The sequence below is a fragment of the Paenibacillus bovis genome (assembly GCF_001421015.2).
Taxonomy (GTDB): domain Bacteria; phylum Bacillota; class Bacilli; order Paenibacillales; family Paenibacillaceae; genus Saccharibacillus; species Saccharibacillus bovis.
The window spans coordinates 4,080,591-4,106,796 of record NZ_CP013023.1; the positions used below are offsets into that span (position 1 = coordinate 4,080,591).

The 26,206-nt window shown below is 47.0% G+C and carries 19 protein-coding genes; 1 reads left to right on the forward strand and 18 read right to left on the reverse strand.

The features are described 5' to 3' along the window. Positions 1-599: 599 nt before the first annotated feature. The 15 genes from AR543_RS17410 to AR543_RS17480 all read right to left on the reverse strand — a co-directional run bounded on the left by AR543_RS17410 (position 600) and on the right by AR543_RS17480 (position 19,767). Positions 600-3,287 (reverse strand): acetate and sugar kinases/Hsc70/actin family protein, encoded by a 2,688-nt coding sequence (locus AR543_RS17410; RefSeq protein ID WP_060535690.1) that lies wholly within the window; start codon positions 3,285-3,287, stop codon positions 600-602. Positions 3,288-3,309: 22 nt separating this feature from the next. Next, a complete protein-coding gene (locus AR543_RS17415) occupies positions 3,310-3,999 on the reverse strand; it encodes a hypothetical protein (RefSeq protein ID WP_060535691.1) in 690 nt (229 codons plus the stop codon). After that, entirely contained in the window at positions 3,996-5,321 is a 1,326-nt protein-coding gene (locus AR543_RS17420; RefSeq protein WP_060535692.1) for a hypothetical protein, read from the reverse strand. Before AR543_RS17420 ends, AR543_RS17415 begins: the two co-directional genes overlap by 4 nt. A 54-nt stretch (positions 5,322-5,375) precedes the next feature. Then, on the reverse strand, positions 5,376-7,139 hold the full coding sequence (locus AR543_RS17425; protein WP_060535693.1) for a PP2C family protein-serine/threonine phosphatase: 1,764 nt from the start codon (positions 7,137-7,139) through the stop codon (positions 5,376-5,378). Positions 7,140-7,150: 11 nt separating this feature from the next. Next, complete coding sequence (locus AR543_RS17430) at positions 7,151-8,014, reverse strand: PP2C family protein-serine/threonine phosphatase (RefSeq protein WP_060535694.1); 864 nt, start codon at positions 8,012-8,014, stop codon at positions 7,151-7,153. 13 nt (positions 8,015-8,027) lie between these two features. After that, positions 8,028-8,564, reverse strand: a complete 537-nt coding sequence (locus AR543_RS17435; RefSeq protein ID WP_017814715.1) for an FHA domain-containing protein — start codon at positions 8,562-8,564, stop codon at positions 8,028-8,030. A gap of 19 nt (positions 8,565-8,583) precedes the next feature. After that, a complete protein-coding gene (locus AR543_RS17440) occupies positions 8,584-9,120 on the reverse strand; it encodes an FHA domain-containing protein (protein ID WP_017814714.1) in 537 nt (178 codons plus the stop codon). A 27-nt stretch (positions 9,121-9,147) separates the two neighbouring features. Beyond that, positions 9,148-9,600 (reverse strand): DnaJ domain-containing protein, encoded by a 453-nt coding sequence (locus tag AR543_RS17445; RefSeq protein WP_060535695.1) that lies wholly within the window; start codon positions 9,598-9,600, stop codon positions 9,148-9,150. An 82-nt stretch (positions 9,601-9,682) separates the two neighbouring features. Continuing rightward, positions 9,683-10,108 carry a hypothetical protein gene (locus AR543_RS17450; RefSeq protein ID WP_017814712.1) on the reverse strand — a complete coding sequence of 142 codons (426 nt, stop codon included), beginning with the start codon at positions 10,106-10,108 and terminating at the stop codon, positions 9,683-9,685. Positions 10,109-10,418: 310 nt separating this feature from the next. Continuing rightward, on the reverse strand, positions 10,419-12,587 hold the full coding sequence (locus tag AR543_RS17455) for a hypothetical protein (RefSeq protein WP_060535696.1): 2,169 nt from the start codon (positions 12,585-12,587) through the stop codon (positions 10,419-10,421). A gap of 744 nt (positions 12,588-13,331) precedes the next feature. Further along, positions 13,332-14,354 carry a serine/threonine protein kinase gene (locus AR543_RS17460; protein WP_060535697.1) on the reverse strand — a complete coding sequence of 341 codons (1,023 nt, stop codon included), beginning with the start codon at positions 14,352-14,354 and terminating at the stop codon, positions 13,332-13,334. A 439-nt stretch (positions 14,355-14,793) separates the two neighbouring features. Further along, a complete protein-coding gene (locus AR543_RS17465) occupies positions 14,794-15,399 on the reverse strand; it encodes a HEAT repeat domain-containing protein (RefSeq protein WP_060535698.1) in 606 nt (201 codons plus the stop codon). A gap of 268 nt (positions 15,400-15,667) precedes the next feature. Beyond that, a complete protein-coding gene (locus AR543_RS17470) occupies positions 15,668-17,008 on the reverse strand; it encodes an L-lactate MFS transporter (protein ID WP_227871905.1) in 1,341 nt (446 codons plus the stop codon). A 207-nt stretch (positions 17,009-17,215) separates the two neighbouring features. Then, a complete protein-coding gene (locus AR543_RS17475; protein ID WP_060535699.1) occupies positions 17,216-18,076 on the reverse strand; it encodes a LytR/AlgR family response regulator transcription factor in 861 nt (286 codons plus the stop codon). Then, on the reverse strand, positions 18,073-19,767 hold the full coding sequence (locus tag AR543_RS17480) for a sensor histidine kinase (RefSeq protein WP_174703750.1): 1,695 nt from the start codon (positions 19,765-19,767) through the stop codon (positions 18,073-18,075). Before AR543_RS17480 ends, AR543_RS17475 begins: the two co-directional genes overlap by 4 nt. A gap of 521 nt (positions 19,768-20,288) precedes the next feature. On the opposite strand from AR543_RS17480, the gene AR543_RS24360 reads away from it, so the two are divergent. Continuing rightward, positions 20,289-20,570, forward strand: coding sequence for a hypothetical protein (locus tag AR543_RS24360; RefSeq protein ID WP_060535700.1), 282 nt, complete (start codon positions 20,289-20,291; stop codon positions 20,568-20,570). A 407-nt stretch (positions 20,571-20,977) separates the two neighbouring features. On the opposite strand, the gene recG is transcribed toward AR543_RS24360, so the two are convergent. The 3 genes from recG to AR543_RS17500 all read right to left on the reverse strand — a co-directional run bounded on the left by recG (position 20,978) and on the right by AR543_RS17500 (position 25,808). Then, complete coding sequence (gene recG / locus AR543_RS17490) at positions 20,978-23,029, reverse strand: ATP-dependent DNA helicase RecG (protein ID WP_060536834.1); 2,052 nt, start codon at positions 23,027-23,029, stop codon at positions 20,978-20,980. A gap of 13 nt (positions 23,030-23,042) precedes the next feature. Then, entirely contained in the window at positions 23,043-23,903 is an 861-nt protein-coding gene (locus AR543_RS17495) for a DegV family protein (RefSeq protein ID WP_060535701.1), read from the reverse strand. 96 nt (positions 23,904-23,999) lie between these two features. Beyond that, on the reverse strand, positions 24,000-25,808 hold the full coding sequence (locus AR543_RS17500; protein WP_060535702.1) for a DAK2 domain-containing protein: 1,809 nt from the start codon (positions 25,806-25,808) through the stop codon (positions 24,000-24,002). Positions 25,809-26,206 lie beyond the last annotated feature (398 nt).

Genomic DNA, 26,206 nt, shown 5'->3' on the forward strand with positions numbered 1-26,206 from the left:
TGCTTCGCTGCTTCAGAGTGACTCTGTTGCTTCTGCTCTCTGTGTTGGCTGTATTCTGATCTAGTGGTGTTCCAGTAGTATTACTTATTTGGGAAAAGGCTATTTCACTGCTCCTTTACTGATTTATTTTCTTTTTGGGTTGTTGGATTACTATAGTTCAGGAACAAGCAGAACCCGATCCCTGGTAATGAGCCGGCCTTTCCGGCTAAAGGATTATAGACAGGTCTATTGAAAGGAACTGTCGGTATTATGCGACCTGAAACGAATACTGTATATATCTGTTTCAATTACATGGAGAACACAAACGAGTTAACAGAATCACTCTGAAGAAGCGCAGCAAGCGGAGAAATTCCCCGCTCTGCAACTTCATGATATACCTGCTTTATAACCGATTTTCTGCAATAAAAAAGCAAATAAAACGATTATCAATCATCAATGCGTCTTGTTGAATCGGACTGTATGAACTGAATCTTTAGCTTTGAAAATTAACGTTGATATGAGGCTGTTGGTCAATCTATCGAATGTATACCTCAACCGGTATCTACATTTATTTCATATCCATTTCCAACTGTTACTCATGCAGTAACAGCAGGTATAACCTATTTGGTACCGTCGAAGAAATCGAGCTCCGACAGATCATTTTCAAAGGCAAAGAACTGACGGTTCGCTACATATAGCTGCTCATTCTCGCGCAGTACCGGTACCACATTGAATCCCCAGCGCTGATCGCCAGCGAAGACGAAGAACTTGGTCTCGCCGTTGCTGATCGAATCCGTCTCGTCCTGGATGATATGATCGCCATACATCTCGGCAATCTCTTCATACACAACTTGGCGGAAGCTCGGTGCCCAGCCTTTGTAAATGTATCGATGGCGCAGACTGCCGTCATCAGCCCAGACGAAGAATTCGATCTCGGATGTATGCTGCGGCCGGGAGACATTACCATACGTACGGTTACGCTCCAGACTGCGGATCAGCATTTTCTCCTGACGGGTATGCGTATAGGCGCTAACCGAATACGGGATTGCCGGGATCTCGTTAGTCAGTACCGGCTTGATCATGCCGATCTTTTTGGCATTCAGATAGCGAATCGCTCCGCGCAGGCAGGCCAGCTTGAGATCCGGCACCTGGCTGTTTTCTTTGGCCTTCTGACGGAACTCGATGCTGCGGCCGGGAACGAATTCCTTGAGCGCTTCACGGAACACGTCGATCCGGCAGGACTGCCCGGTCAGTTTGATAATCGAATAATCCTGCAATCGTCCATCCTGATAGAACTCATCCAGGAACTTACGGACAATCTCGTAGATATCTGCCTTGATCAACTGATTAATCTCGCGAATATTAAATACCACATCCGGTGGACGGTACTCATTACGCAGTCGTCCATCCGGCTCACTGATCGACAGGAACCAGCGGTCTACCTTGGTAATCTTGATATCACTGTCAAGAATGGTCTCGTTATCATCCTGGAAGCGGCTGCGCAGAATACCGGTTTTGCGGAAAAATTCCTGCTTCATCTGATCGGCCATCGCCCACAGGAAGTAGAAATTACCGCGCACCCGCTGATATTCATCCCGGCTGTGATGCTCATAATCCCGATACTTTGTCGGAATAATCTTCTCCGCTTCCAGATAGCGTGCATCCATGCCTTCATACACAGCCTTGATACCGTACTCATCCACATAGCGGAACAGCTCGGCACCGGGAATATCGATCAGGGCGTCCATATCGATCCGGCGCTGCTGACCGCTGTACCATTCAGCAAAAACAATTTTCATCCACTGCATAATCCGGTAGGTGATATTGTTACCGCCAAAATTGGTATCTCCATTTTCATAGCTGGTATGGATATCCAGCCCGTAGGAGATGCGTCCTTCGTGAATACTGAAGCGGCAGGAGCTGAGGTCAGTTGTTCCGCCGCCACAGTCAATAACAAGCGCCTGGTATTCTTCGCCGTCGATATAAGTGCCTTTATCAATCTGGTCGGCAATCGTGTTGTACAGTACAGCCATGCCCTCATCCAGCGCATCATTCATTTCGATCCGGTAATCCGGCAGGATCTGGTTAAACATGTCGAGGAACTGGGTTTTCAGTTTGACTGGACTGGAAATATGCAAATGCTCAAAACGGCATTTGAACTGCTGTTCAGCCGTCTCGACAACATAGGAGATATAACCTTTGAGAATCTCGCTGCGGGACAGATAGGCGGTATTGCCTGCCGCATCCATCAGCTCTTCCACACGCTCATAGTCGTTCACCCAGCGCTTCATGCCGCGAAATACCGTAGCTCTGCTGTTATGACCATTGCGCTGAATATAGGCCAGCGCATCATAGCCATAGACGAGACGGACATTATCAGGATCCGCGCAATCCGCTGCAGCTGCCAGCGTAGGCAGCAGTTCCAGCCACTGCTCCTGCTTGTCGGTTACGTTCGGAAAGACCACATAGTTGACGGCATCCTGGGTACGATAGGCATTGCTTTCGCCAAGCAGACGATCCGTACTGCGCACCGGGGAATCTTCCCGCTGGATCATCGATCCATAACCGCTGCCCAAATAAGCACCTGCTGTCGTGTTGGACGTGCCAAAATCGATAGCCAATACCGTATCGGTCGGCTCCGGCATACGAATCTCCAGTTCCGCTACCGGTACCCGGTAATAGTGCAGATTGGACGGTATAAGCGGACGATCGCTGTAATAGGCATGATACAGATAATCCGAGTCCTGACGACGGGTGAAATACAGACTGTAATTCTGGTTCGAGGTTATCCGGTGTTCCCAGTGACTCGGTGCGCTCAGCAAGTATTTGCCCGGCTGGTCTTCGATCATTTTGACATTCAGAATACCGCATAGCTCTCCATTGCCGTTCACGAGCAGTACATTCTCGCCGATCACCGTACCAGATTCGATTTTGTAGCCATCCAGTCGACCCAGGCGAATTCCCTGATACAGTACGATCCGGGCAGGTACTTTGATACTGCCATGATCAGGCTTCTGCGCATTCAGATACCGTCCCAGTACCGATTGAATCCGCTCAAATCCACCTTTGCGGAACTGCTCGATACGCAATGTGTTCTGCATACCACGGAACTTAAGAATGGTACGGATCAATTCTTCGCGGTCCAGTGTACCGGCGATCCCTTCCACCAGACGCTCTTTATAACAAATATTGCGCAGCTCGAAGGTAGTCATCTCTTCCAGTTCTTCTCTGGTAAAGCGTGCCTGGCCTTTACTGCTCTGGGGTTCCAGCGGATGATTGTGCAGCCGGTAGGAGTATGTTTTATTCATTGCAGTCATTCCTTTCCCTCAATCAATACATGGCAATCCGGTCCATAATCATCGTCTCTCCTGTGCCGATCAGACCAAAATGATGCGTCCAATACAATCTCACTTCAAAGTGCACAGGCAGGAACAGGGTTAGCAGCAGCTCGACTTTGGCCACATTCGGCGGTGTATCCTGCTTGCCGATATAGATCATCAGTTCTTCCTTTTCTTCACGGTTCACATACATTAGGGAACGCGGAAACCAGTCACGAAGCATACGACGCAGCAGGGCAAGCGGCTCTCCGGTCTCGTACAGACGTAGTAGCTGCTCTCCCAGCTGCTCCCGTTCTTCCCGGCTGAGCAGCGCAAGCTGATGTACAGCGGTCTCTCCAAATACACCTTCTTCGATATCACGCAAAATAAAACGAATATGATACTCTCTACGGGTCATCCCCTGATACATATCCATCTGCGCCAGGAAATGGACGATAATATCGAACAAGGCATGTCGGAACTCCTCATCCTCTTCCAGATCCGGGTGGAACCAGCTGCCAAACAGCTGCTCAAAACGATAGTACGGATTCAGTTCCACATACGTATCCACTGTAGTCGCATTCAAATCATACAGACTCAGCTCCATATACGGTGAGTAATTGCGAGCCGGCCGGAAATGAATCTGCTGCGGCTGGATGCCATTATCCTGTGCTTTGATCATCAAATCCCAGATATAGTTCACAGCCAGACTCCTTTACAGCGATATTCCGGCAGCTGGCGCTGCAGTTCAGCCGTAAGATAAGCCAGCTGGTCACCATGCAGAAAAGCAGGCAGGCGATGTTCCGGCAAACGGCGGAAACAAAGCTCCAACACCGGACGATGTGCATCCAGACGAATATTATCCCCCAGAAACGGATTCAGTTCGATAGGCTCTTCGCCTGCTTGATCAGCATATACACCGGTGGCATTCTGACGAACCTGTACATTCTGCAGTTCAACGCCAGCCGAAGCCTGCTGCGCCCGAACCATTCGGGTGAGTTCTCCCATGGTACGTACCGGCAGCATCTGGCCGGCAGCGTGATGATGTACAAACTGATCTAGATGACCATTACTCAGCAATGGATACGAGGAGGAGGACCAGCGCTGCTCAACCGGACGGTTGATTTTGATAATATCCCAGAATCCCGAACGGTCTCCCGGAGAAACGATGACCATCTCTCCCGGACTACGCTTGATATACCGGATATCCGAAGCGGCTCCATCAGCCAGATACCCATGCTCCGAGCCGTATTTGTGCAGCGAGATAATATGCTCATAATGAATCCGGTCCAGCGCCGGAATCGGAAATCCGCTGTTCTTGATCTTTAATCGCTGCACGTTCCATACCGGAATCCAGCCGGGGCGCTGATACGGTTCATACTCTTCCATATCTACAGTGATCGAGACAATAGATTCTTCCGGTTGCGGCTTTTGTTCCCAGCTATGTAACATGACATCTACAAATTTATAAATATAAGGATGATGTACAGTACGCCAAGCCAGTCCATTTACCTGGAAATTATGATAGAGCCGCTCAATTTCCTCCTGATAATCGGTACTTGGTCTGAGCTGAACGCCTACATGATACACGCCTGCATCTGTCGTCACCCGCGCGCGAAAAATGCGCTCACTCCGGGTAAGTAATCGTATTTGCGCACTGTCCATTTCCAGAAAAAGACGAACCAGTCGATTCTGCAAAGGCTGTTCCGTTCCTGGCTGGATCATCAGCAATTCCGGCAGACTCAGCACCTGTGGCTGTACATCTTCCGGCAATACCGGATGCAGGAATTCATGCGACGCATCCCAGTCCTCCTGGCGATAGACCGTAGTATGAATATCATACAGACTGCTGAGCGTTTTACTTTCTTCGAGTACACGCTGTTCCAGCTTGTCCAGCATCTGATCCTGATAATCAACCATATTAACGAGGAATTCATTGACCAGCTGACGCATCAGCTTGCGATCTTCCAGCTGGCTCAGCTTATGAATCCGGTCCTGCATGAGGGACTCCAGCATTTCTTTCATGGATCACCCTCTCCTTTCCCTGCTGTCTGTTCTAACTCTATAGAAAGACCAATATTATCTGGCAATCCGGCTGTCTGTCAGTCCGTACTGTGTTCCCGAACCTGTACCGGCTGCTGTACCGCTTGTGCCGGAAGCTGTTGTATCCGGGCTATTGGCTGCTGTACCGGCCGCATTTGTGCCTGCTGCAGCTGCTGGCATGCTGTTGTTCATTGCTGCTGCAGCCGCTGCCTGGGCAGATGCTGCGGATGCCGCATCAGCAGCACTTTTGGCTTCTTCGGCAAGCTTGTCCTGCTCGGCTTCGACTTTGCTGATTTTGCGTTCCATCGCCAGTACTTTCTCCAGCTTATCGATATCCTGGTAAATGCCCTGTGCATCCCCATAAGCATCTACAGCCAGATCATAGTTGCCGGCATCCAGTGCCTTGTCTCCACGCTTTTCCTGTTTCTCGGCGCGCAGTTCCTGGGTTTGCTGCTGAATATCATCCAGCTTGGCCTGTGTATCATTGAGCTTGGTTGCTACATCTTTTTGGGCATCTGTGTAGGAAGCCTGAATAGCTTCTTTGCTCGCTTGTTCATACAGCTTTTTGGCTGCGCTGTATTCGCCGGACTGGAACTTGAGATCCGCATCTTTGACTGTTTCATTTACAGCGGCAAACGATTTGGTCTGATCCAGCTTTTTCTGGATATCCGCTTCACTGAAAATCGGATAATTCTCCGCCTGCTTTTGCGCCAGCTGATAACTGATAATGGCCTTATCGTATTCCTGGTTCTTGAGATGACCATCACCATCGACGAGCGCCTGGGCAATTTTCATCTTGTCGGTCAGTGTTATCTTGTGCAGGCGATCCTTGATCTTGATCGCCGCATTACGGGCTTGACTATAAGACTTGAGTGCTTTGCTGTAATCGCCCTGCTGGGTATACTGATCACCGGTCTGCTGATACTCGACCAGATTGGCCGCCGCTTCGGCTTTTTTCTCGATATTGCGATAGGTGGCCCATAATACGCCCCCACCGAGTACAAAAAATACCAATGCAGCAATCAGAATACGACGGATAATCCGCCATTTTTTCTTGGGATCATCCTGATACACCTTGTTCATATAAACGGCTGCTGCCGTATAGTTGTCATAGTAATAAGATTGCTTGCTCAGCAGTACCTCTTCCAGCGTATCCGTGAATTCCTCCGGGCCTTTGGCTTCAGATAGCGAATCCAGAATTTCGGTCAGGTCGAGACCTTTCCACAGTCCTGCACTGCTCAGTAGCAGTACATCGCCATCGACCATACGCGTTTTGCGGACAAAGGACATTCCAAATCCTTCCGGCATGCCAAGGTACTGCATCAGATTACTGCTCTCTTCGTGATGATATACACGGTCCGGTGCCAGCTTGCCGCGGTCCGCCATAATCTGGGCGAGACTCTGGTCATTACTTTTGAGCAACAAACGACCGTTACGCAGATGATGCAGACGGGTATTCCCGCTGGAGGCACACACATACTTGGTATAGTCGGTAACGACAACAAGCAGACTGGCCTTGAGGCGCATCCGGCGACTCTCGAACTTGAGCGTCTCATGTGCTTCTTTTAACCATCTGCGTATGCGCCATTTGGACATTGTCGGCTTTTCCATAAAGTTCTCGAGAATGATCTTGGCAGCCAGCTCGGCGCTGCGCTGCTGCTGATCTTCATCCAGCCCATCCGCCAGTACATAACAGGCCATATCATCCAGTTCCGTATATGCAAAATAATCACGATTATCGAGCAAAGAGCCTGCTTCCGACACAAAAGCCGTCTTTACATCGCTATTTTCCCTTCTCATCGGTACCCCCGTTAGCCCTGCTGCATAATGATGACAGTCGCATTATCCTGATGCTTCAGATTTTTTTGCTCAATACTATCAATGATCTGATCAGCAGCATCCTGCGGATCGTCTGTACTTGTCAGAATAGCTTCTAGTTCCACTTCTGTCAGCGCGTCATGAATACCGTCGCTGCACAGCAGTACTTTGTCCCCTGGACGCAGTACGAATGGATAGTCTCCTATTTCCATACTGTCAAAAGCTTCATAGCCCAGATAATTGACCAGCTGCTTGCGCTGTGGACTGCTGTCTGCCTGCTCCCGGGTCATCTCGCCAGCGAGTACTTTTTGCTGCAGTACGGCACCCAGCGTATGCATGGAGTTGACCGGAATAAAGCTGTTATTGCGAAATACGCTGATAATGCTGTCGCCTACGGCTCCCCAGTACAGATGATGTCCGTTAATGACAACGGCAGCTAGCGTAGTGCCTCCGTGATTGCCTTTGAGCTGCTGGACAATCTCGCGGTTGCTCGCATAGGCCGCTTCTTCCATATAATCCGGAATCTGCTGGTAATTCTGTACTTCATCATATTCCCGCAGGAAAGTCGTAACTGCCAGCGTACTCGCCATTCTTCCGTTGGCCAGACCACTGATTCCGTCCGCCAGAACAGCTAGTGTACCGGCTGCAGTCGTTTTGCTGGCAAAATAGTCATCCTGTTCGGCGCGTGTTCCAATCGTCTGGCCATTACCGATCAGCACCTGAGAAGCTTCTCTGGCTGTCTCGCCTACCAGAATGAGATCTCCCTGCATTCCTGCTACTAAACGGCGGCGCCAGATGATGAGTACGATTAGTACAATACAGGCACAGAGCACGATAATATAAGGTATTCCACTCATACGATTCGTTCTCCTATTCTGCAATCATGGCGTTGTTTTCCCATTCGAAGTGGGCACCGCACAACGGGATAAAGATAAATTTGCTGTGTCCCAGCTGGATCACATCATACGCATTCAGCTCTACCGGCGAATACACGGCCTCATTGTTATGGTAAGCCAGTCCCGAAGCATCACCCGGCAGCAGATAGAAGTTGCGCTTTTTCGGATCATAGACGATAACGGCATGATTACGTCTGGAAATTGTGTTATCACCAATAATACGGATATGCATTTCTTCAGCACGACCGATAAAGTTTTTCTCCGCCATAATACGATAATCCTGACCCAATTGTGGTCCTTCGATGCAGACCAGCCAGCCGGTAACCGGATGAATGCCTACTGTCTCTCCGAGGTAAGGCATTGTTTTGTCTTCTTCATCCTGAACACGTACAGCAGGACGCTGATTCGGATACGCCGCTTCAGCAGCTACAACCGTATTGCAATAAGGGCAAGTACTTCCGTGTCTTCTTGTACTGAACATGTGTCCATTCGGGCATCTGGTCAAACTCATTTAGGCTCATCTCCCAATCTTAATTTACGAGTAGTCTGGTGTTCGCAATATATAAAACGTCTCCCGGTCCAATCTGATAGGGACGTCCGATTTCGATTTTATTGGACTTATTTTGGGCTGCAGAACGAATACCGGTACCATTGCTGGAATCTGCATCTTCTACATACCATTCGCCATTGACACAATTCAGTACGGCATGCTGCGAACTAATGAGTGAAGCATAGTCGCTGCCGGATAGATCAATATCCACTTTGTTGTGACGGGTATTTTTGCCGATCAGCATGCTGGTTTCTCCAACGATATCCCAGCCTTTGATCCGCTCGCCGAATTCATCGATAAGAATAATTTCGCGCACTTCCTGATAAACGGGTACATCGGTTTGATTTTTGAAAAAATGGTGATAGGCATACCAGCCGAAAGCAACAACCATAGCCAGAATCGCTACAATTTTTAGCAAAATCGATGGAATTACAAAAATATACACCAGTGTAGACAGCGAGATCAGTGCAATACCGATATCAATACACCATAAACCTGCGGTTCTTTCCGATTTCACTTATGTACAACCTCCATCACTTCACGATCATTTTTTTCCGGGGCCAAAATACTGTTCAAAAATTGCCGAGGTATCCAGCGGATTTTTCTTTTTGTTGTCATCTTTTTTGATAGATACATTATTATTTTTGGGATTAAAACCAAAAAAGCGCTCAAACTGGGTTTGCACATCACGCGGGTCAAAATCTTTGCTGCCTGCCGATGCAGTCGTTTTGTTGGAAGCACGGTTGCCTGCTGTCTGTCCATTGGGAGCAGTGCGACCTGTTGATGCTCCTGCCAGCTTTTGATCGTGTTGTTGACGGGTATCGTCATTACTCAGAATCTCATAAGCCTGCTGTACCTGCTTGAACTTCTGTTCAGCTTCTGTACTGCCCTGATTGGTATCCGGGTGGTACTGTTTGGCGAGCTTGCGATAGGTCTGTTTGATCTCGGCTGCTGTAGCTGTTCGGGATACCCCCAACACCTCATAATAATTGATCAAGCGATCCTGCCTCCCTTAATAAAAAAAGCTACTTAAAAGTAAGTTATGGAGCCGCGCAGCTGCACGGCTCCAACTTGGTGGATTAAACTGCGTATCCGCCCTCGATTTTCGCGAGTTCGGTTTTGTCTTTCTTTTGTTTGATGTAGATCGAGAATTGACCTACGCCTTCTACATCACCGAAGTGCTCTGTGTAATCTACAACAAAAGCGTTAGGGAAGTAGATTTTGCGGATCACTTGATCAGCAGCGATAACTTCCAGTGTTACTTTGCGGTAGCAATCTGCTTTCTCAGCAGGTACCAGGGACCACAGTGCCAGTTTCATGGTGTCATCTGCGTTGTCACCATCGGTAGCTGTGATGATTTTACCTGTGATTCTCAGTGTGGAACCAACGTCTGTGGAGCGAGCGTTGGAATCGTCCGGTGTATCTGTGTCATAGATCACCGTTTGGATGTTGTCCATGCCCAGTTCAATTGTTTCTGCGCCTTCTACTTTGAGTGTGAAACCCATTTGTGTTCCTCCTTGATATAAGTGCTTTTTTTAATTTATGTAAAAGAGCGAGCCTGTTAGGGCGCTCCCAACATACAACCTGAGCATTATACCTGAGTACCGGCACAACTACGCTTGCTATGAAGTTCCTGTAATAAGTCCTAAAGTAAGCATACCGCCGATGACTCTATGTATAACGGTTCCGGCTTGTTACCCGATGCTTGTACAGCATATTGCCGATAAGGCATCAGGCGAGGCAGGGATGCCAGACGGTTGTACCCGTCTTCACATTGCGGAATCCCTGCCGTGTCCTGTTGCAAATAATTAATGATCAAGCTCTGGCAGCGCTGGTCGCCTTGGTAATCGTAACTTCCAGGTTCTTCACATTGCCGTTAAATACCAGATCAATATTGCAAAGATTATTTTTCTCGTCGATCACATAATTCAGATCGTCGCCGTCCTGAACAATGGAATTGACTGCGCCTTTGGCACCGAGCCAGCGGCTCTTCTGACTGCTTGGATTGTTGCTAAAGAATTTGACGATATTCTCGTATTTGAAATCGCTTGTCTGGAAGCGCAGGATACGTTCTACATACGTACTGACCAGTGTTTTGTAGATTGAATCAAAGCCGTCTTCGGACATGGCGAGACTTCTTGCTTTGTATACGGTAATTCTGCGGATATCTTTGCCCTGCAGCTGCGCATTTTCGGAAGAGAATACGAAGCCGAAGTTACGGCGGTTAATAGAATCCTTGATGCTGTTTGTGAAACCGGTAATTTCCTTGGCCATCGTGGTTACGAAACGCAGGCTGTTATCGCCGGATTCGATATCAAAGCGTACGCCTGGAGCGTCGCGCTGTACATCCTTGAACATTTCTTTGAGATATTCTGGACACTGATACGCAGATACCAGACCAGCAGCCACATAAGCAGCTCCCACGTAGACACCTTCGATCCACAGTTTGAGAATATCTTCTTTTTCCTTGGACAGCTGCACACCGGCTTCGGTCTGCATCATGCGGCTATCGATAATAACGCCGGATTTGTCTTTTGGAATAATCGTAAAGTTCGGTACGCAAGGAATCGCGAATTCGCTGTAATCCTGGCGCAGCAATGGTGTACATTTCTCCATGAACTTGTCGATACCGGAAGTCGCCACATGGTTGAATGTCGTTTCTTCACCGGATTCAAAGTTGAAGAACAGCTGTACTTTGTAATTTTTGACGATCTGCAGCAGCATGGACAGGGATTCCAGCGTGTTGCCTTCCTGCTTGGTCGATTTCTCCGTTCCTTTGAAACGGGCACGACTGACACGAACATTGCCTGCTGCTTCCATTTCAATAGATGGTACGATACCGAACCAGATCGTGTCGGTAAAGTCGTTTTTGGAGTTGACCGTGTTCAGGTATGTCTCCAGACGCGGTGCGTTTGTACTTTTCACCAGCATATCGAGCTTGGTATTGGTAATGAGCAGTGTTGGTGCCATACCGCGGTTTTTGGTTGCATACTGGTCGAAGAACATCTTCACACCGAGCAGTTTCTCTACCAGAGGTTTGACAGCTTTTACAAATTCGTCTTTGGCATTTTTGTAGAACTCCAGATACGTATTGTAGTTCTGTACTTCCAGCTCTGTATTGACTTCCGTGTTAATCGCAGGAAGCGGACAGAATGTACGAACAACCAGATCTTTGACGTACATAGAAGGGTTCTCGCTCACACTCTCATAATCTTCTTCAAAAACAGAGATGAGCTCGGTTGTGCCGTTATCGTCCAGCAGCATCAGCTCGGTCGTATCCGCTTTGGGAGCTTCTACGATCTGCAGTTCGCCGCCTTCACCAATCGTCAGCATACCGATACGGAATTCTTCAGCCGTCTGATCATCCTGGGCACTTCCCAGCAGCAGACGAGTTTTGATATCTTCAATAGCCAGTGGCAGCATCGCCATAACATTGTTATAGTTCTGGCTGGCTTCCTCGAACATCTGGTTGAGCTTGTCGCCCATTTCCAGTTTTTTCGGATCTGCTTCATCCAGCTGGTCATACTGTCCATACATATAATGAATTTCTTTACGTACCTGACGGATATCATCCATTACTTTTTTGGGAGAGATCATATCCAGCAGATTCTCGAATTTAAAGTCAACGTTAGTGATTCCCTGGCTGCGCTTGGTGTCGATCAGGGTAAACAGCATTTTCAGGAAATCGTTGTTCTGGTCGATGCGAATTTCGGAAATGCAGTCATCAGCAATACCTTCCGGCTTTTTGAGCGTATAGACTACTTTTTGATTCGCTGCATTAAAGAAAGAATATACAGTCGGTGTAAATTTGTTCAGAAAATCATCGAAGCTGCGCACCAGCAAATGCTGGCTGATTTCCTTGATTTTATCGTCACTGAGGCTATCGATACCTTTGACATCACCAACCAGGGTGATTAGATCGAGCTTTTCCGGGTTAATTTCTTCAAAAAGCATTGTACGGTTCGTTTGATTAATAATATCCAACGCAATTTCCTCCATTCTGGCCTTCACGCTATGTATACAACGTTCACACCCGGAGCCGGAAGCAGCTGAGGAAATACGAATACGATTAAAACGGTGTTTGCAATTCCCATTTCAGTTCCATGACTTCCGAGTTACAAAAAGTATCATACAATATGAATAGTATAGGTTGTCAATTTTTTGAATTCAGCCTTTATTATAGGAAAATACGACTATAAATACATAAGGGATATTGTCGAAATCAGTGAATTATTCCTTCTTACCGAAAATTACTGTCGAAAAAATAACAATATAAATTAATTTCTATTACTTTTTTACTTTTAATGAAAAATATGCTATTCTGCGTCGATACAGGTCTTTAGTCCTGATATGGGAAAGCACGTTCGCCTTTTCAATTAAAAGTCATTTTGATAAGGAATTTGAATTTCCCTTTACCTTACTGGGCGATATCAAAAATTAAGTATCCATTTATTAAGTATCGTCTGTAAAATCTTATCTTTTTATATTAACTTTAGAAAATTCACCGAAACTTTAGTACTATTTTTGAGTTGCACAAATATGATTCTAAAAATAGTCCATTTTTGAGCAGTTTACAGATTATTTTTGCTTTTTTGCGTCTTTATATGTAATATTCTTCTAATTTGTAAAATGATTTGAAAGAAAGTTTTACATTCTTCTAACAAAAAAAACCACACAATCGACGTGTGGTTTTCGTTATATACTCTTGTTAGATGATGGCATGATTCGTTATTTGGATAAATGAGTGCTTTCTTTCATACTCTCTTCTGCATCGGCAAATGCAGATAAAGAAGCTGTGTCCGGTACAGTGATGGACTCGGGTTCAACTGCTGCAGAAGCCCCCTTTTTGCTGCGTGTCAGCACCAGATTTCGCTTCCAGAAACGTTCTGCCTGCACAGCAATTTTGAACCATTTCAGCGAAGTACAGCGCTTATCAGCCGACACCGCCAATCCCCAGTGAATAACCCGCGAAAGGATTGGAGAAGATACCTGCTCACTTCCGAGCTTTTCCAGGGTATCGTTAAACAGACGCTTGGGCACATCGACCGGAGCCCTGCCCTGACAGCAAAAATAGAACGTAGCGGCCAGACTATAAATATCCGATACCGGTCCCTGACTTGAACGCCCGGAATAAAACTCGATCGGCGAATAGCCTGCAGTGGTAAGGATACTGTGGGTTTTATTCTGATACCGTACTGCCGATCCAAAATCCAGCAGCTTGGTCTGTCCATCTTCGACCAGCATAATATTGCTAGGCTTTACATCCCGGTGAATATAACCGAGTTGATGAATATGCTCCAGCGCTTCAATAACCGGCAACAGTCTGGACTGCATAAAAGCAGGGTCAGCCTGTGGCGCAGATTGACGGATATAACGATCCAGCGTAATGCCGCGACAGTATTCCATTACCAGATAAGCCGTATTATTTTCCTCAAACTCGTCCTCATATTTCACAATACCCGGATGATTCAATTCACGCAGAATACTGCCCTCCTGACGGAAGGTAGACAGCATTTCGGTATATTTAGATTTTAGCCCTGGCTGGGAACATTGCACAGACCGGCGATCACGACTGCGCTCCACCAGCGCTCCTGGGAAAAATTCTTTGATTACATGCAGGGTGCCCTTTTCCATATGTCTTGCCACATAGACAACAGATAATTCGCTGACAGATAATGTGCGGCGAATCAGATATGTATTTGCAAGCTTCTGATTGCGGGTAAGGGCCGGATTGTTCATTTTCTTGTTCATCGTCCACCTCTTCGCAACTTTCCCCGGCATAGCGGTCCTGTACGGGCAATCTTTTGGGATCGATACCCACCTGCCGGCGAGGAATAAATAACATGCCATGGTACTATCATATTTTATGCACAGAAAAGCCTGTACAAATGATGTATGGCCGTTATTATAGCCATTTTAGCATGAAATCAGCAGAATGTGATTCCTTGAATAGAGAAATTTGCCCGATTTCAGCAAATTTCCGCTTTTTTTGGTGTTTGGTTGCTTGGTTTCAACTTTTCAAGCTTATCTACTGTAATGGCAAAAACGGTAAAAGCATCGTCTATGCCCTTACCGCTTTTATATTCGGCTACTATTGAAGACGAAAAGAGCATACAGACCGAATAGAGCAGATCCATTATCCAAACAGGAAAGTCTCAAGTACACTCAACAGCGCTTACGGATTAGCTGCTTATCGCATCGTTCTCTCGACTTTCCAGTCGCTATTACGCATAATACGAATAGCGCTCTCTGCAATCATCGATACGCGCTCATCCGGGTCTTTCTCCGCTGTGCGCAGCAGCATGGATTCGAACTCCTGCCAGCCTACAAAGCTGGTTGCAAATACAGCAGATTGTCTGACTCGCACATCCGTATCCTGCATATACCGCGTAAAAATTTCTATTATATCAGGTCGTGCCTGAAAGTAGGAGGCAATACCTAGCCGGCAAATCGCATCTATTTTGTCTTCTGTAGTATCCGCCTGAAGACACCACTGCATCACTTCATCGGCCGAGCCTACCATTCCCGTACTGTACAATAAATCAGCCGCCTCCTCGGCAGAAGGGCCGGATAAGAGCAAATACGGAATACTGGTAGACTGGTCGATAATCACATAAACCAGCGTTGAATGATCATCCATCACAAACGTATAATATCCCGCTTCCGCCATCAGTTCTCTTCGTTCCACCGGTTCATGCTGCGCTTTTAACATGGATAGACGACTTTCCCTGGATAACGCTTCCAACAGATTCATATAAATGACCTGCGGCCGGGTACATAATCGGATCTGCAACATACGTCTCACTCCTCCTTTTGGGGTTGGGATAGAGATAGTTATATTTAATATTACTATATTCCCAGCTTCAAGAATCATTTTTCTAAATTTTGTAATTTAATTTCCATATTACTTATATTCAAAGCAGCTATTTTGTGGATATACAAAACAGCCTGCGATCCCGAAAAAAGTCAGTGTCCGGATTGCAGGCTGTTTATAATGATCATCCACCATAATGGTTTTGTATACCGATTTTATTGATATCCCATTCAGCGCTATGCAGGAATAATTATCCACGTGCTGTATGCGGTTTGGCACTCCATTTGGCTTCTTTGGCGGCTTCTTCCTGCGCTGCCTGCGGCGCTACCGGAGGCTTGATAAATACCGCAATCAGGAAAGAAATAATACACATAATACCGATCACGATAAAGGTTGGCTTGAAGCCGCCCATCCATGCAGCTACAAATGAACCGGATAAAGCACCAATCCCAAAGCCCTGATAGATCACTCCATAGTTTTTGCCATGATTTTTCAGACCGAAGAAATCACTGACGATGGTAGGGAACACGGTAATATTACCGCCAAAGCAAAACGCAATCGCTGCTACAGCAGCAAAGAAAATGCCATAGGTCAATGGTACAAAGCTCAGTACAGCCACCGCCGCAGCTGTCACGATAAAGGTAACGCAAATGACTTTGATCCGGCCTACTTTATCTGACAGTGCGCCCAGAATAATACGGCCCACCGTATTGAAAATGGCGATCATGGCAACGGCATTGGCTGCTGTGGCCAGATCCAGACCTGCCAGCTTTACACCGATATCCTTGACGATACCGATCAGATACAGACCGCTCATACAAGCGGTAAAGAACATAATAAACAGTAAGTACGCTTCTTTGGTTTTGAGCATTTCCTTGACGGAATAGTTATGATTGACGACCATTGGCGCAGATGTCGATACTTTTTGATGTTTGTTTGTACCATTTTTCACTTGTTGAGCGTTTTGAGCAGGAGCAGTGTCAGTGACGACCGCTTCACGAATCAGGCGTGAACCAATAACGATCATGAGCAGAACAATAATTCCCCAGTACAGAAATGCCATCGATACACCGGCTGAACCAATCAACGAACCATTGATATATTTAAAAATCAGACTACCTGTACCATAAGCACCCACCGAGATACCCGAGATCAGTCCTTTGCGTTCAGGGAACCATTTAATCAGATTCGAGAGTGAAGTCATATAGGCGGTACCATCTGCAAAGCCGACAACTACACCAGCCAGCAAATACAGCAGTGACAAGGAGGATACCTGCGAGCTAAGCATAAGACCCAGACCAAGCACAATACCAGCTGTTCCAATGAGGCGACGAATCCCCCATTTTTCCTGTAATTTACCCGAGAACAAAGTGGCAAATGCCAGTGCAAAGCTGGTAATCGAAAATGTAATAGCAACCGAGCTGAGTTCCCAGCCAAACTTGTCAACAAGCGGCTGATTGAACAGGCTCCAGGTATAAATGGTACCGAGTCCCATTTGTACAATAACGGTTCCGAGCGCGATCAGCCAGCGGTTGGCAGGCTTGCTGGAAGATTGGGGTTGTGACATCGAAGCTTGAGTGTGAGTTAACATTTGGCTCATAGTGGATGTTCCTTTCCGTAATTACCGCAAAGTATAGTGTGTATACAGGGTGAAAGGTACTCAACCTGTGCAGGCTGCCTGGTCTAGCAATGAAGCAGTCCGTTTATCGAGAATTCTCTACACCCCAAGTATACCCCTCCAATAAGGAGCCGATAACGAATGCGGAATGAAATGCGGTATTTACGGAATGAAATGCCTTTATATATTCATGATCTGCCGGAACTCTTTGGCCTTGCTTCGGCTGACCGGAACTTCGTATTCCATATCATGTAATCGAAGTAAATAAGTGTTATTAAACCACGGAACAATTTCCCGTATTTTGCTGATATTCACGATATAAGAACGGTGACAACGGAAAAAATACTCCTCCGGCAATGTAGCCTGAAATTCGCTGATACTCGCATTTACCGTATATTCGTCCCGACGGGTGTATACGTGGGTCACCTTCTCGCTCGCTGAGGCATAATAGACGTCATCTACAGGGATTACCTGAATCTTGTCATTTTTCCAGAGACTGATCTTGCCCTGCAGCGCATGAGCAGTATGAGCGGCCGGATGATCGACCTGGTGATGTACAAAAGCCTGGCTGCTGCCTACAACAGGATGAGCTGCTGAACTCGTATGGTCCGGCTGCTGGGAGCTTGCAGAAGGACGTTGCGCATTCGGACTGGTGATACCGTCTGTGCGCTGCTGATCACGCTCATACGTATTCTCTAGCTTGCGCAGCATGGACGTAATCCGTGATTCGCTGTATGGCTTCAGAATATAGTCGAACGCTTCGATCTCAAATGCTTCGGCCGCATGTTCCTTGTACGCTGTAATAAAAATAATATACGGCTTGCGCGAGAATTTGCTGATATTATGTGCGAGCAGTACGCCGTCAAGAGACGGAATATTAATATCGAGGAATATGGCATCCACCTCATGATTTTGCACATATTTCAGCACATCCAGACCATCGTCAAAGCTTCCCGTGATCTCGATACTGCTGTACGTTTTGATATAGTATTCCAGCTCCTGCCGGGCCAGAAATTCGTCTTCCACTACGATTGCTTTCATAGACGCTCCTTTTTGATCTTGAATTGGATGCGGGTACCTTTGTCTAGCCGCTCGATATGCAGCCCTTCTCCGTAGATCAGCTTTACCCGCTGATGTACATTGGAGAGACCGATCCGATTTTCCGGCATCTGACTGGTATACACTTTGCGGATAATTTCATCCTCTATGCCTGTGCCGGTATCTTCTACGATAATCTCTACCTCTTCACCACGATCTTTGACAGACAGGGTGACTGTACCAGATCCTCTCCCTTTGAGAATACCATGCACGATTGCATTTTCCACAAGCGGCTGAATAATCAGGCTTGGAATCTTTACTTCCACTTCTTCGTCGATATCATAAATAACCGTCAGCTTGCTTCCGAATCGTGCTTTCTCAATCTCTACATAATTGACTACCTGACCGAGTTCTTTGTTAATATCGATCAGCTGATCGCTCCATTCCAGACTATGGCGCAAATAACCGGACAGATTAATAATCATTTCCCGTGCATTATCCGGATCAATGCGGATAGAGGACGCAATCGCATTTAGTGCATTGAATAGAAAATGCGGATTGATACTTGTCTGCAGCGCCTTGATCTCGGCTTTGTTGGCCATCTCCTTCATCTGCTCGATCCGTGAAACTTCCATCAGAGTGGAAATGATCTGGGACAGCCCGACAGCCAACGTCTGCAGGGAATAGGTGATTTTGTAGGCTTTGCTGTAATAAATTTTGAGAGCGCCAGTGACGATACTTTTCTCCTTGAGCGGAATAATAATCAGGGATTGAATATTCGGCACCTTACCCTCGGTATCATCATTAATAATGACAATCTCTCCGCTGGAAATCGCCTGCTTGGTCGCATCCGTAATAATCTCATTGCCAATATTATACCGCTCTTCGCCAATCCCTACATAAGCCAGGATAAATCGCGTATCTGTAATTGCTACCGCATCAGCCTGTATATCTTCGCGGATAATAGTGCATATTTTGCGCAGCGAATCGCTGTTGATCGATCGGAAATACGGCAGGGTCTTGTTGGCGATGTCCAGCGCAAGCTTTGCCTGTCTGGCAGCAATATTTTCCCGCTCGCCTTCTACACCCTGTACAAATAAAACAATCAGTCCTACACTCACTTCACCAATAATCATCGGCAAAGCAATAATCGAGACAATCTCACGCCCCAATTCTGCCGGATTCGCCATCAGCAGAATTAGCAGCATGGTCAGTGCTTCACAGGCCATCCCTGCAATAATTCCAACGATCCAGCGCCGTTTGCGGCTGATCCGGCTGTGAATATATCCCGATAAAATACCAGCGATAATGCTGGTGATCAGACAGGGCAATGAAGTGACTCCGTCTATATCAATCAGATAGCGGTGCAGCCCCGATACCACACCTGTAATCAGACCCACCGGCCATCCAAAAAGAATCCCCCCGGACACGACTGCAATAATACGCACATTGACCAGAGAGCCTTCTACATTGATGCCGGTATACGTGCCCAAAATAGCAAACCCACTAAAAATAACCGATAAAATAATCCGGTCTTTGGTATCCAGCACTTCCTTTTGGAAAATCTGCCGAAAATGCGGCAGCTTGCTGAGTAAAAACAAGCAAATAAGCAGCAAAGCTGCCCGTTCGAATAGTTGCAACAATATAATACCTGTATAGTTTCCGCTCAATGCCAATGCCTCCAGCTTCGTCATTAAAACCCATAATCTATAGTATAAACGATGTATCCAACTGGTGTGTGACAGGTTTGCAAAAAGCATGCATTTTGCGTCAATTTCATCCAAATTTAAGTTTGCCTTAACCGACTGTTCATGCAGCAAGGGTACAATGTACACAGTATCTTTACAGCAGAGAGGCAGGAAACATCATGAAGATGAAACCTATTCTTACCGGTAGTTCGATGGCTCTGGCCATTTCTATAGGCAGCACAGCGTGCAGTACATCTTTATCTGCCGCAGCCGGATTCAAAACAGGTCCTAACCGGACCTTACTATCTACTGGCTTCATGCCGGATTCCAGCAGATTATCTTCATCTCTACACAACAGCCCTTATTCCGATTTATATACAGCATCAGCATCAGCATCAGCATCAGCATCAGCATCAGCATCAGCATCAGCATCAGCATCAGCATCAGGCCAATTATATGCGGATCGGCTGATAGATCGCCAGCAGTCTGATAGCGAAAGTTCAGATACAGCTCCCGACTCCGAGCTTATGCTGTCCTATATTCTTGATGGAGCAGCCAGTCTGCTTGGACTTACACCTTTGGAATTAAAGCAGTATTTGCAGGATGGCGACAGTATCCGGCATATTGCAGAGCATCAAGGCTTCAGTGCCGCACAATTCAGCGAGCAGCTGCTCGAGCACATAAGTATGACCCTCAAGGAAGCGCAGACTTCCGGGCAAATTACACAGCGGCGACATGAAGACGATTTGCAGCTGGCCAGACAGCAGATTGAACGGCTGGTCGATATCCATGAGGATCAGGAGTTTTGATCGATAAGCTGTTTTAAGCTGCAAGTATAGAAACGGATACCTGAAAAGTTATCTTTTCGAGTATGTAATCTTCTCAGTATTTGATTTCTTTCTCTAACTTTTTCTCTGTTCTTTTTTTCTTTTTTTCTTTTTTTCTTTTTCTTTCTTCTTTCTTCTTTCTTCGCAGTAATGGTATGTTCTAACTGCTTTATGTATAAATCTTATCACACACAAAAGGTTGTATTCTCTATCCACTCAGCCGCTATGACTGATGAATTGGAGAATACAACCTTTTGTGTAATTTCTGTATATGGGGTGTATACACTTCTTTGGATACAAGCTGCCAATCGTTCAGATACTATCAACCTATTCGATACAATGAATCGATAACATCAGCTAAAATCAGTTAGTGAACCCGATTCATAAAATCAGTCAATCAGTTCGCCCTGGAAGACCTGCTGTCTGTTCAAAAACTCACGTAGCGGCTCATATTCCGGAGACGTCCAGAAAAACTCATTGCTGACCAGTCTGGCTGCATCATTGCGGGCAATTTCCAGCACTTCAAAATCGCTGACCATATCTGCAATTTTGAACTCCGGCAGACCACTTTGCTTCGTTCCGAAAAATTCGCCAGGCCCGCGCAGCTCCAGATCTCGCCGGGATACTTCAAAACCGTCATCCGTCTCGGTCATTGCCCGCATCCGCTCCTGACCAATATCGGATTTGGGATCGGCGATCAGGATACAGAATGATTCATGCTCTCCCCGACCTACACGTCCGCGCAGCTGATGCAGCTGGGACAGCCCGAATCGGTCTGCATCCATAATGATCATCAGCGTAGCATTTGGTACATCGACGCCTACCTCGACAACTGTCGTAGAGACCAGCAGCTGCATTTCATTGCTGTAAAAGGCACGCATTGTTTCTTCCTTTTCCGCAGCGCTCATCCGGCCATGCAGCAGTCCAACCTGATATTTCGGGAATGCCTGATCCATCTGTACGTACAGATCAATCGCATTTTGCACATCCAGCTTATCGGACTCTTCGATCAATGGACAGATCAGATAGGCTTGACGCCCCTGATCGATCTCTTTGGAAATAAAGCCCATCACCCGGTCCATCATATTTTGCTTGACCCAGTACGTGGAGATCGGCTTGCGTCCTTTTGGACGTTCGGAAATGGTAGATACATCCATATCGCCAAATGCTGTTATTGCCAGCGTCCGCGGAATCGGTGTAGCCGTCATAGTCAGTACATCCGGGTCAAACCCTTTGCGTCTTAGTACACTGCGCTGATTGACACCAAAGCGATGCTGTTCATCTGTGACAACCAGACCCAGACTGCGGAAAAAGACATCTTCCTGAATCAACGCATGGGTGCCGACGATAATATCGGTCATACCCATTTGCAGGGAAGCGATCAGATCTTTGCGCTTGCGTCCTGTGACACTGCTGGTCAGCATCTCCACTGTAATGCCAAACGGCTCAAACATGCGCTTGAGTGAACGTACATGCTGCTCTGCCAGAATCTCGGTTGGTACCATAAGTGCTCCCTGATGACCGGAACGAACCGTTGCAAACAAGGCAATCGCTGCAATAACTGTTTTGCCTGAACCGACATCCCCCTGCAGCAGTCGATTCATACTATGGGGTGAACGCATGTCTTTGAGAATTTCGAGTTCTACCTGCTTCTGCGCATCGGTCAATTCGAACGGCAGACTGCGTACAAATTCGCGAATCGTCGCATTATCCGTCGTATGCACAATACCTGTCGACCGCTTGCGATTCATACTGCGATAGGCCTGCAATTTGAGCTGAAACAAAAATAATTCCTCATACACCATCCGTCTACGCGCCTGCTTGCCTTCGCCTGCGTCAACCGGTTGATGCAGCTGGCGAATGGCTTGCTTGCGTGGCATCAGTTTGTACTGCCGAATCAGCTCCTGCGGCAGCACTTCGGGAATCATTTCTCCATACTGATCCAGCGCCTGTCCGATCATTTTGCGGAGCCAGGTCTGTGTAATCTTGCCACCGATCGAATAAACCGGCTGCAGACTGCCGCTGCGCTGGGTGCCTTTATCCGGAAATTCCGAATCGGTAATAGTCATAGTCGAACGGCGCTGATCCCATTTGCCCGTCAGAATAATTACTCTGCCGGAAGTGAGCTGGTCTTTGAGAAAATGACGGTTGAACCAGGTTGCTGTTACCATCCAGTCATCCACCATTACTTTACAGGTCAAACGTGATTTTTTGCCATAGCGCTGTAATACCGGCAGGCCGACAATCTTGCCTTCAACCGTAATTTTGTCGCCGTCCTTGACCTCCTGAAGCGCTCGAAGCCGATAATCTTCATACCGGAACGGGAAATACTCCAGTAGATCAAGTACAGTAGAGATGCCAAAGGCGTGAAGCTCCCCTTCTTTGGAAGCACTCACGCCACTGACCTGCCGAACGCCAATCTGATCCAGATTGATATTCATCATCATCCCTCATCTATTCCTCATCCGGCCATGCAAACATGGCGATTGTGCCCGGTCCTGCATGTGTACCAATCACAGGCCCCACTTCAGAAAAGACCAGTTCGCCAATCTCATAATGCTCTCTGATCATCTGCAGCAAGGGTTCACACGATTCCCGATTCGCCGTATGTCCAAGAGCCAGATTAATTTTACGTACATTCAGATGTTGACGCATCATCTCAACGATGCGTGTCATTGCTTTTTTCTGCCCGCGTACCTTTTCCACCGGATAGATGACACCGTTCTCGTCGATAGAGAGAATCGGCTTGACGTTGAGCAGTGTCCCTAGTACCGCCGAGGCTCTGCCAATCCGGCCGCCTTTGCGCAGATATTCCAGGTCATCCACCATAAAATAAAGCTCACGTCTGCTGAGTATATGCGCTACACCTGCTTCGATCTCGGCGACACTTTTGCCCTGCTGGGCCAATCGGGCTGCATGTACAACAGCCAGTCCATATCCGTACGATGCCGACTTGGAGTCAATCACGGTAATATGACTGTGATCATCCAGCATGGAGCGTCCGATCGTCGCCGACTGATACGTACCGCTAAGACCCGAAGATAGATGGATAGATACGATTGGACTGCCTGGATGCTCTGCTGTCAGCTTCTCATACATTGCTGTATAATCGGCCGGTGAAGGCTGGGAAGTCGTAGGCAGCTGCGCTGAAGCAGATAGCTTGCTATAAAATTCAGCCGAAGTGATATCGACTCCATCCGCATAAGACTGTTCTCCAAAAAATAATCGTAACGGGATAATGCGTATATCATACTTTGCAATCAGTTCTGCAGGGATATCTGCCGTGCTTTCTGTCACAATAATGGTATGTGTCATAGCTTATCCCTCCTTCTCTCCAAAATACACAACTGCTGCGAAATGCCGGTTGTATCAGACATTCCGCAGTATTTGATATATAACACTTCTTAATAATCAGGATTCTACAGAGAACAGGTAATGGTATACCGGTTGATCGCCTTCATGGATTTCCACTTCGGCATCGGGATAAGTTTCGCTGATCCAGCTCGCGAGAGCTGTCGTATCTGCATCATTTGCTTCACTACCTACCAGTACGGTTACCACTTCCTGACCATCCTCGATCATCGAAGACAGCAGCTCCTGACAGGTCTGCAGCAGTGCCGGGGCAGTAGCTACGATTTTGGAATTGTAAATTCCGATATAATGACCTTCCTTGATATCGATATTCTCCATTGTCGTATCGCGTACTGCTACGGTTACTTGACCTGATTTGACATGATTCAGTGCTTCTGTCATATTGCTCTCGTTCATATCCACACTCTCGTCTTCCTGGAAAGCAAAAGCAGAAGCGATCCCTTGCGGAATACTTTTGCTCGGAATAACCGTAATCTGACGGCTGTCTTCCAGCAGATCGCGTGCCTGCTGTGCAGCCAGTACGATATTCGAGTTATTTGGCAAAATAAAGATATGACGTGCAGACAGATTCTCTACTGCTTTGACGAAATCTTCCGTGCTCGGATTCATCGTCTGCCCGCCGGCCAGAATCGTATCTACCCCAAGACTACGGAAAATCTCCGAAATACCGTCGCCCGACGAAACAGCAATCAGTCCATAAGCTGCTACTTCTTCTGCAGGAGGAACAGCTGCTGTCTGCGGATCAAGCGGTTCCTGTGGAATATCGGCAAACAGATCGGGCGGCGGAGCAATATCCAGTCCGGCAGACAGCAAATCGCGATGCTGCTCACGCATATTCAAAATATGGATCTGTGTAATTTCTCCGTACTGCAGAGCCAGATTGAGCACTTCACCCGGCGCTTTGGAATGAACATGCACCTTGATAACCTCATCATCGGCAATAACGATAATGGAGTCGCCATTTACAGCCAGTGCCTGACGGAACTTCTCTTCCTCAAAACGAACATTACGGTTCTGTCCCAGCTGACGATTAATGAAAAATTCCATATCATACAAGAATTCGATATCTTCGGTTTCCAGGCGTGCCTGAGCCGGCATCGGTGTATCAAATGCAGGATTCTGAGCTACTGCAGAAGCTGAAGCTGGATTGGATGTACCTGTAATGCCCGGCTGCATAGCCTGACCTGTATGAACGGCTGCAAATGTCTGCTCTGTACTTGTAGCTGTCGTTCCATTCTGCAGATAGGCATAGAACCCTTCATAAATATATACAAGCCCCTGACCACCGGAATCAACTACGCCTACCTGTTTCAATACCGGCAGCATTTCCTGCGTCTGGGCCAGCGTCTCCTGGGCGCGTCGAAGTACTTCGCCCATCAATTCCGTAATATCGGTCGTACGACGTGCATAATAGGTTGCATGCTTGGCTGCTTCCTTGGCAACAGTCAAAATGGTGCCTTCAACAGGCTTGACTACAGCTTTGTAGGCAGTTTCCACGCCATTTTGTAATGCAGCTGCAAATTGAGCGGCATTCAGTTCATCCCGTGATGCAGCCGCCCGGCTAAAACCACGGAACAGCTGGGATAAAATAACGCCGGAGTTACCGCGGGCTCCCATTAACAAGCCTTTGGACAGTATTGTAGCTGCTTGACCGATCATCGGAGAACTGCTGCGTTTGAGTTCATTCACTCCGGCAGTCATGGTCAGATTCATATTGGTTCCTGTATCGCCATCCGGCACAGGAAATACATTAAGGGAATTGACGTGCTCCGCATGCTGATGCAGACGCTCCGCTCCCGCCAATACCATAGCGGTAAAATCAGTTCCATTTAAAGAACGCTTACTCAATGATAATTCCCCTTCCTCATGTATCCATACCAGCTCTGTCCGGGATGATATTTGGACAGAACACATTTTGATTTTTCGTTTTCAGGTTTGTTTATTAAATTATTTGTATTGTAAAAAAGCATATATGGGTTACTTATACGCTTTCTGTTCTCTGCCCGTTTCAAATAATTTAGAACCTTGTACTTGTACCAAGTACCAATAACGGGCAAAGCCTTGTGTAATGTAGTGTATTTGGCTGCATGCGAACCTTGACAGTATAGGTTCACTACTCTGTCAGCTGGCAAAATGATACCTGCCAATCATGCAAAAAAAATACATATTGAACTACCTTATATTGTACTATAACCCTTTACAGAAATAAATAAAGTATTTAGAAGTGTTGACGTCGCTTTCTTGAT

What these genes read in the sequence shown, in the direction of transcription:
- AR543_RS17450 (WP_017814712.1), bottom strand. Translation starts at nt 10,108, where the DNA reads ATGGGTTTCACACTCAAAGTAGAAGGCGCAGAAACAATTGAACTGGGC.
- AR543_RS17475 (WP_060535699.1), bottom strand. Translation starts at nt 18,076, where the DNA reads ATGAAAGCAATCGTAGTGGAAGACGAATTTCTGGCCCGGCAGGAGCTG.
- AR543_RS17435 (WP_017814715.1), bottom strand. Translation starts at nt 8,564, where the DNA reads ATGAGTTTGACCAGATGCCCGAATGGACACATGTTCAGTACAAGAAGA.
- AR543_RS17470 (WP_227871905.1), bottom strand. Translation starts at nt 17,008, where the DNA reads ATGTTAACTCACACTCAAGCTTCGATGTCACAACCCCAATCTTCCAGC.
- AR543_RS24360 (WP_060535700.1), top strand. Translation starts at nt 20,289, where the DNA reads ATGCTGTCCTATATTCTTGATGGAGCAGCCAGTCTGCTTGGACTTACA.
- AR543_RS17460 (WP_060535697.1), bottom strand. Translation starts at nt 14,354, where the DNA reads ATGAACAAGAAAATGAACAATCCGGCCCTTACCCGCAATCAGAAGCTT.
- AR543_RS17465 (WP_060535698.1), bottom strand. Translation starts at nt 15,399, where the DNA reads ATGTTGCAGATCCGATTATGTACCCGGCCGCAGGTCATTTATATGAAT.
- AR543_RS17425 (WP_060535693.1), bottom strand. Translation starts at nt 7,139, where the DNA reads ATGAGAAGGGAAAATAGCGATGTAAAGACGGCTTTTGTGTCGGAAGCA.
- AR543_RS17420 (WP_060535692.1), bottom strand. Translation starts at nt 5,321, where the DNA reads ATGAAAGAAATGCTGGAGTCCCTCATGCAGGACCGGATTCATAAGCTG.
- AR543_RS17480 (WP_174703750.1), bottom strand. Translation starts at nt 19,767, where the DNA reads ATGACGAAGCTGGAGGCATTGGCATTGAGCGGAAACTATACAGGTATT.
- AR543_RS17495 (WP_060535701.1), bottom strand. Translation starts at nt 23,903, where the DNA reads ATGACACATACCATTATTGTGACAGAAAGCACGGCAGATATCCCTGCA.
- AR543_RS17430 (WP_060535694.1), bottom strand. Translation starts at nt 8,014, where the DNA reads ATGAGTGGAATACCTTATATTATCGTGCTCTGTGCCTGTATTGTACTA.
- recG (WP_060536834.1), bottom strand. Translation starts at nt 23,029, where the DNA reads ATGAATATCAATCTGGATCAGATTGGCGTTCGGCAGGTCAGTGGCGTG.
- AR543_RS17410 (WP_060535690.1), bottom strand. Translation starts at nt 3,287, where the DNA reads ATGAATAAAACATACTCCTACCGGCTGCACAATCATCCGCTGGAACCC.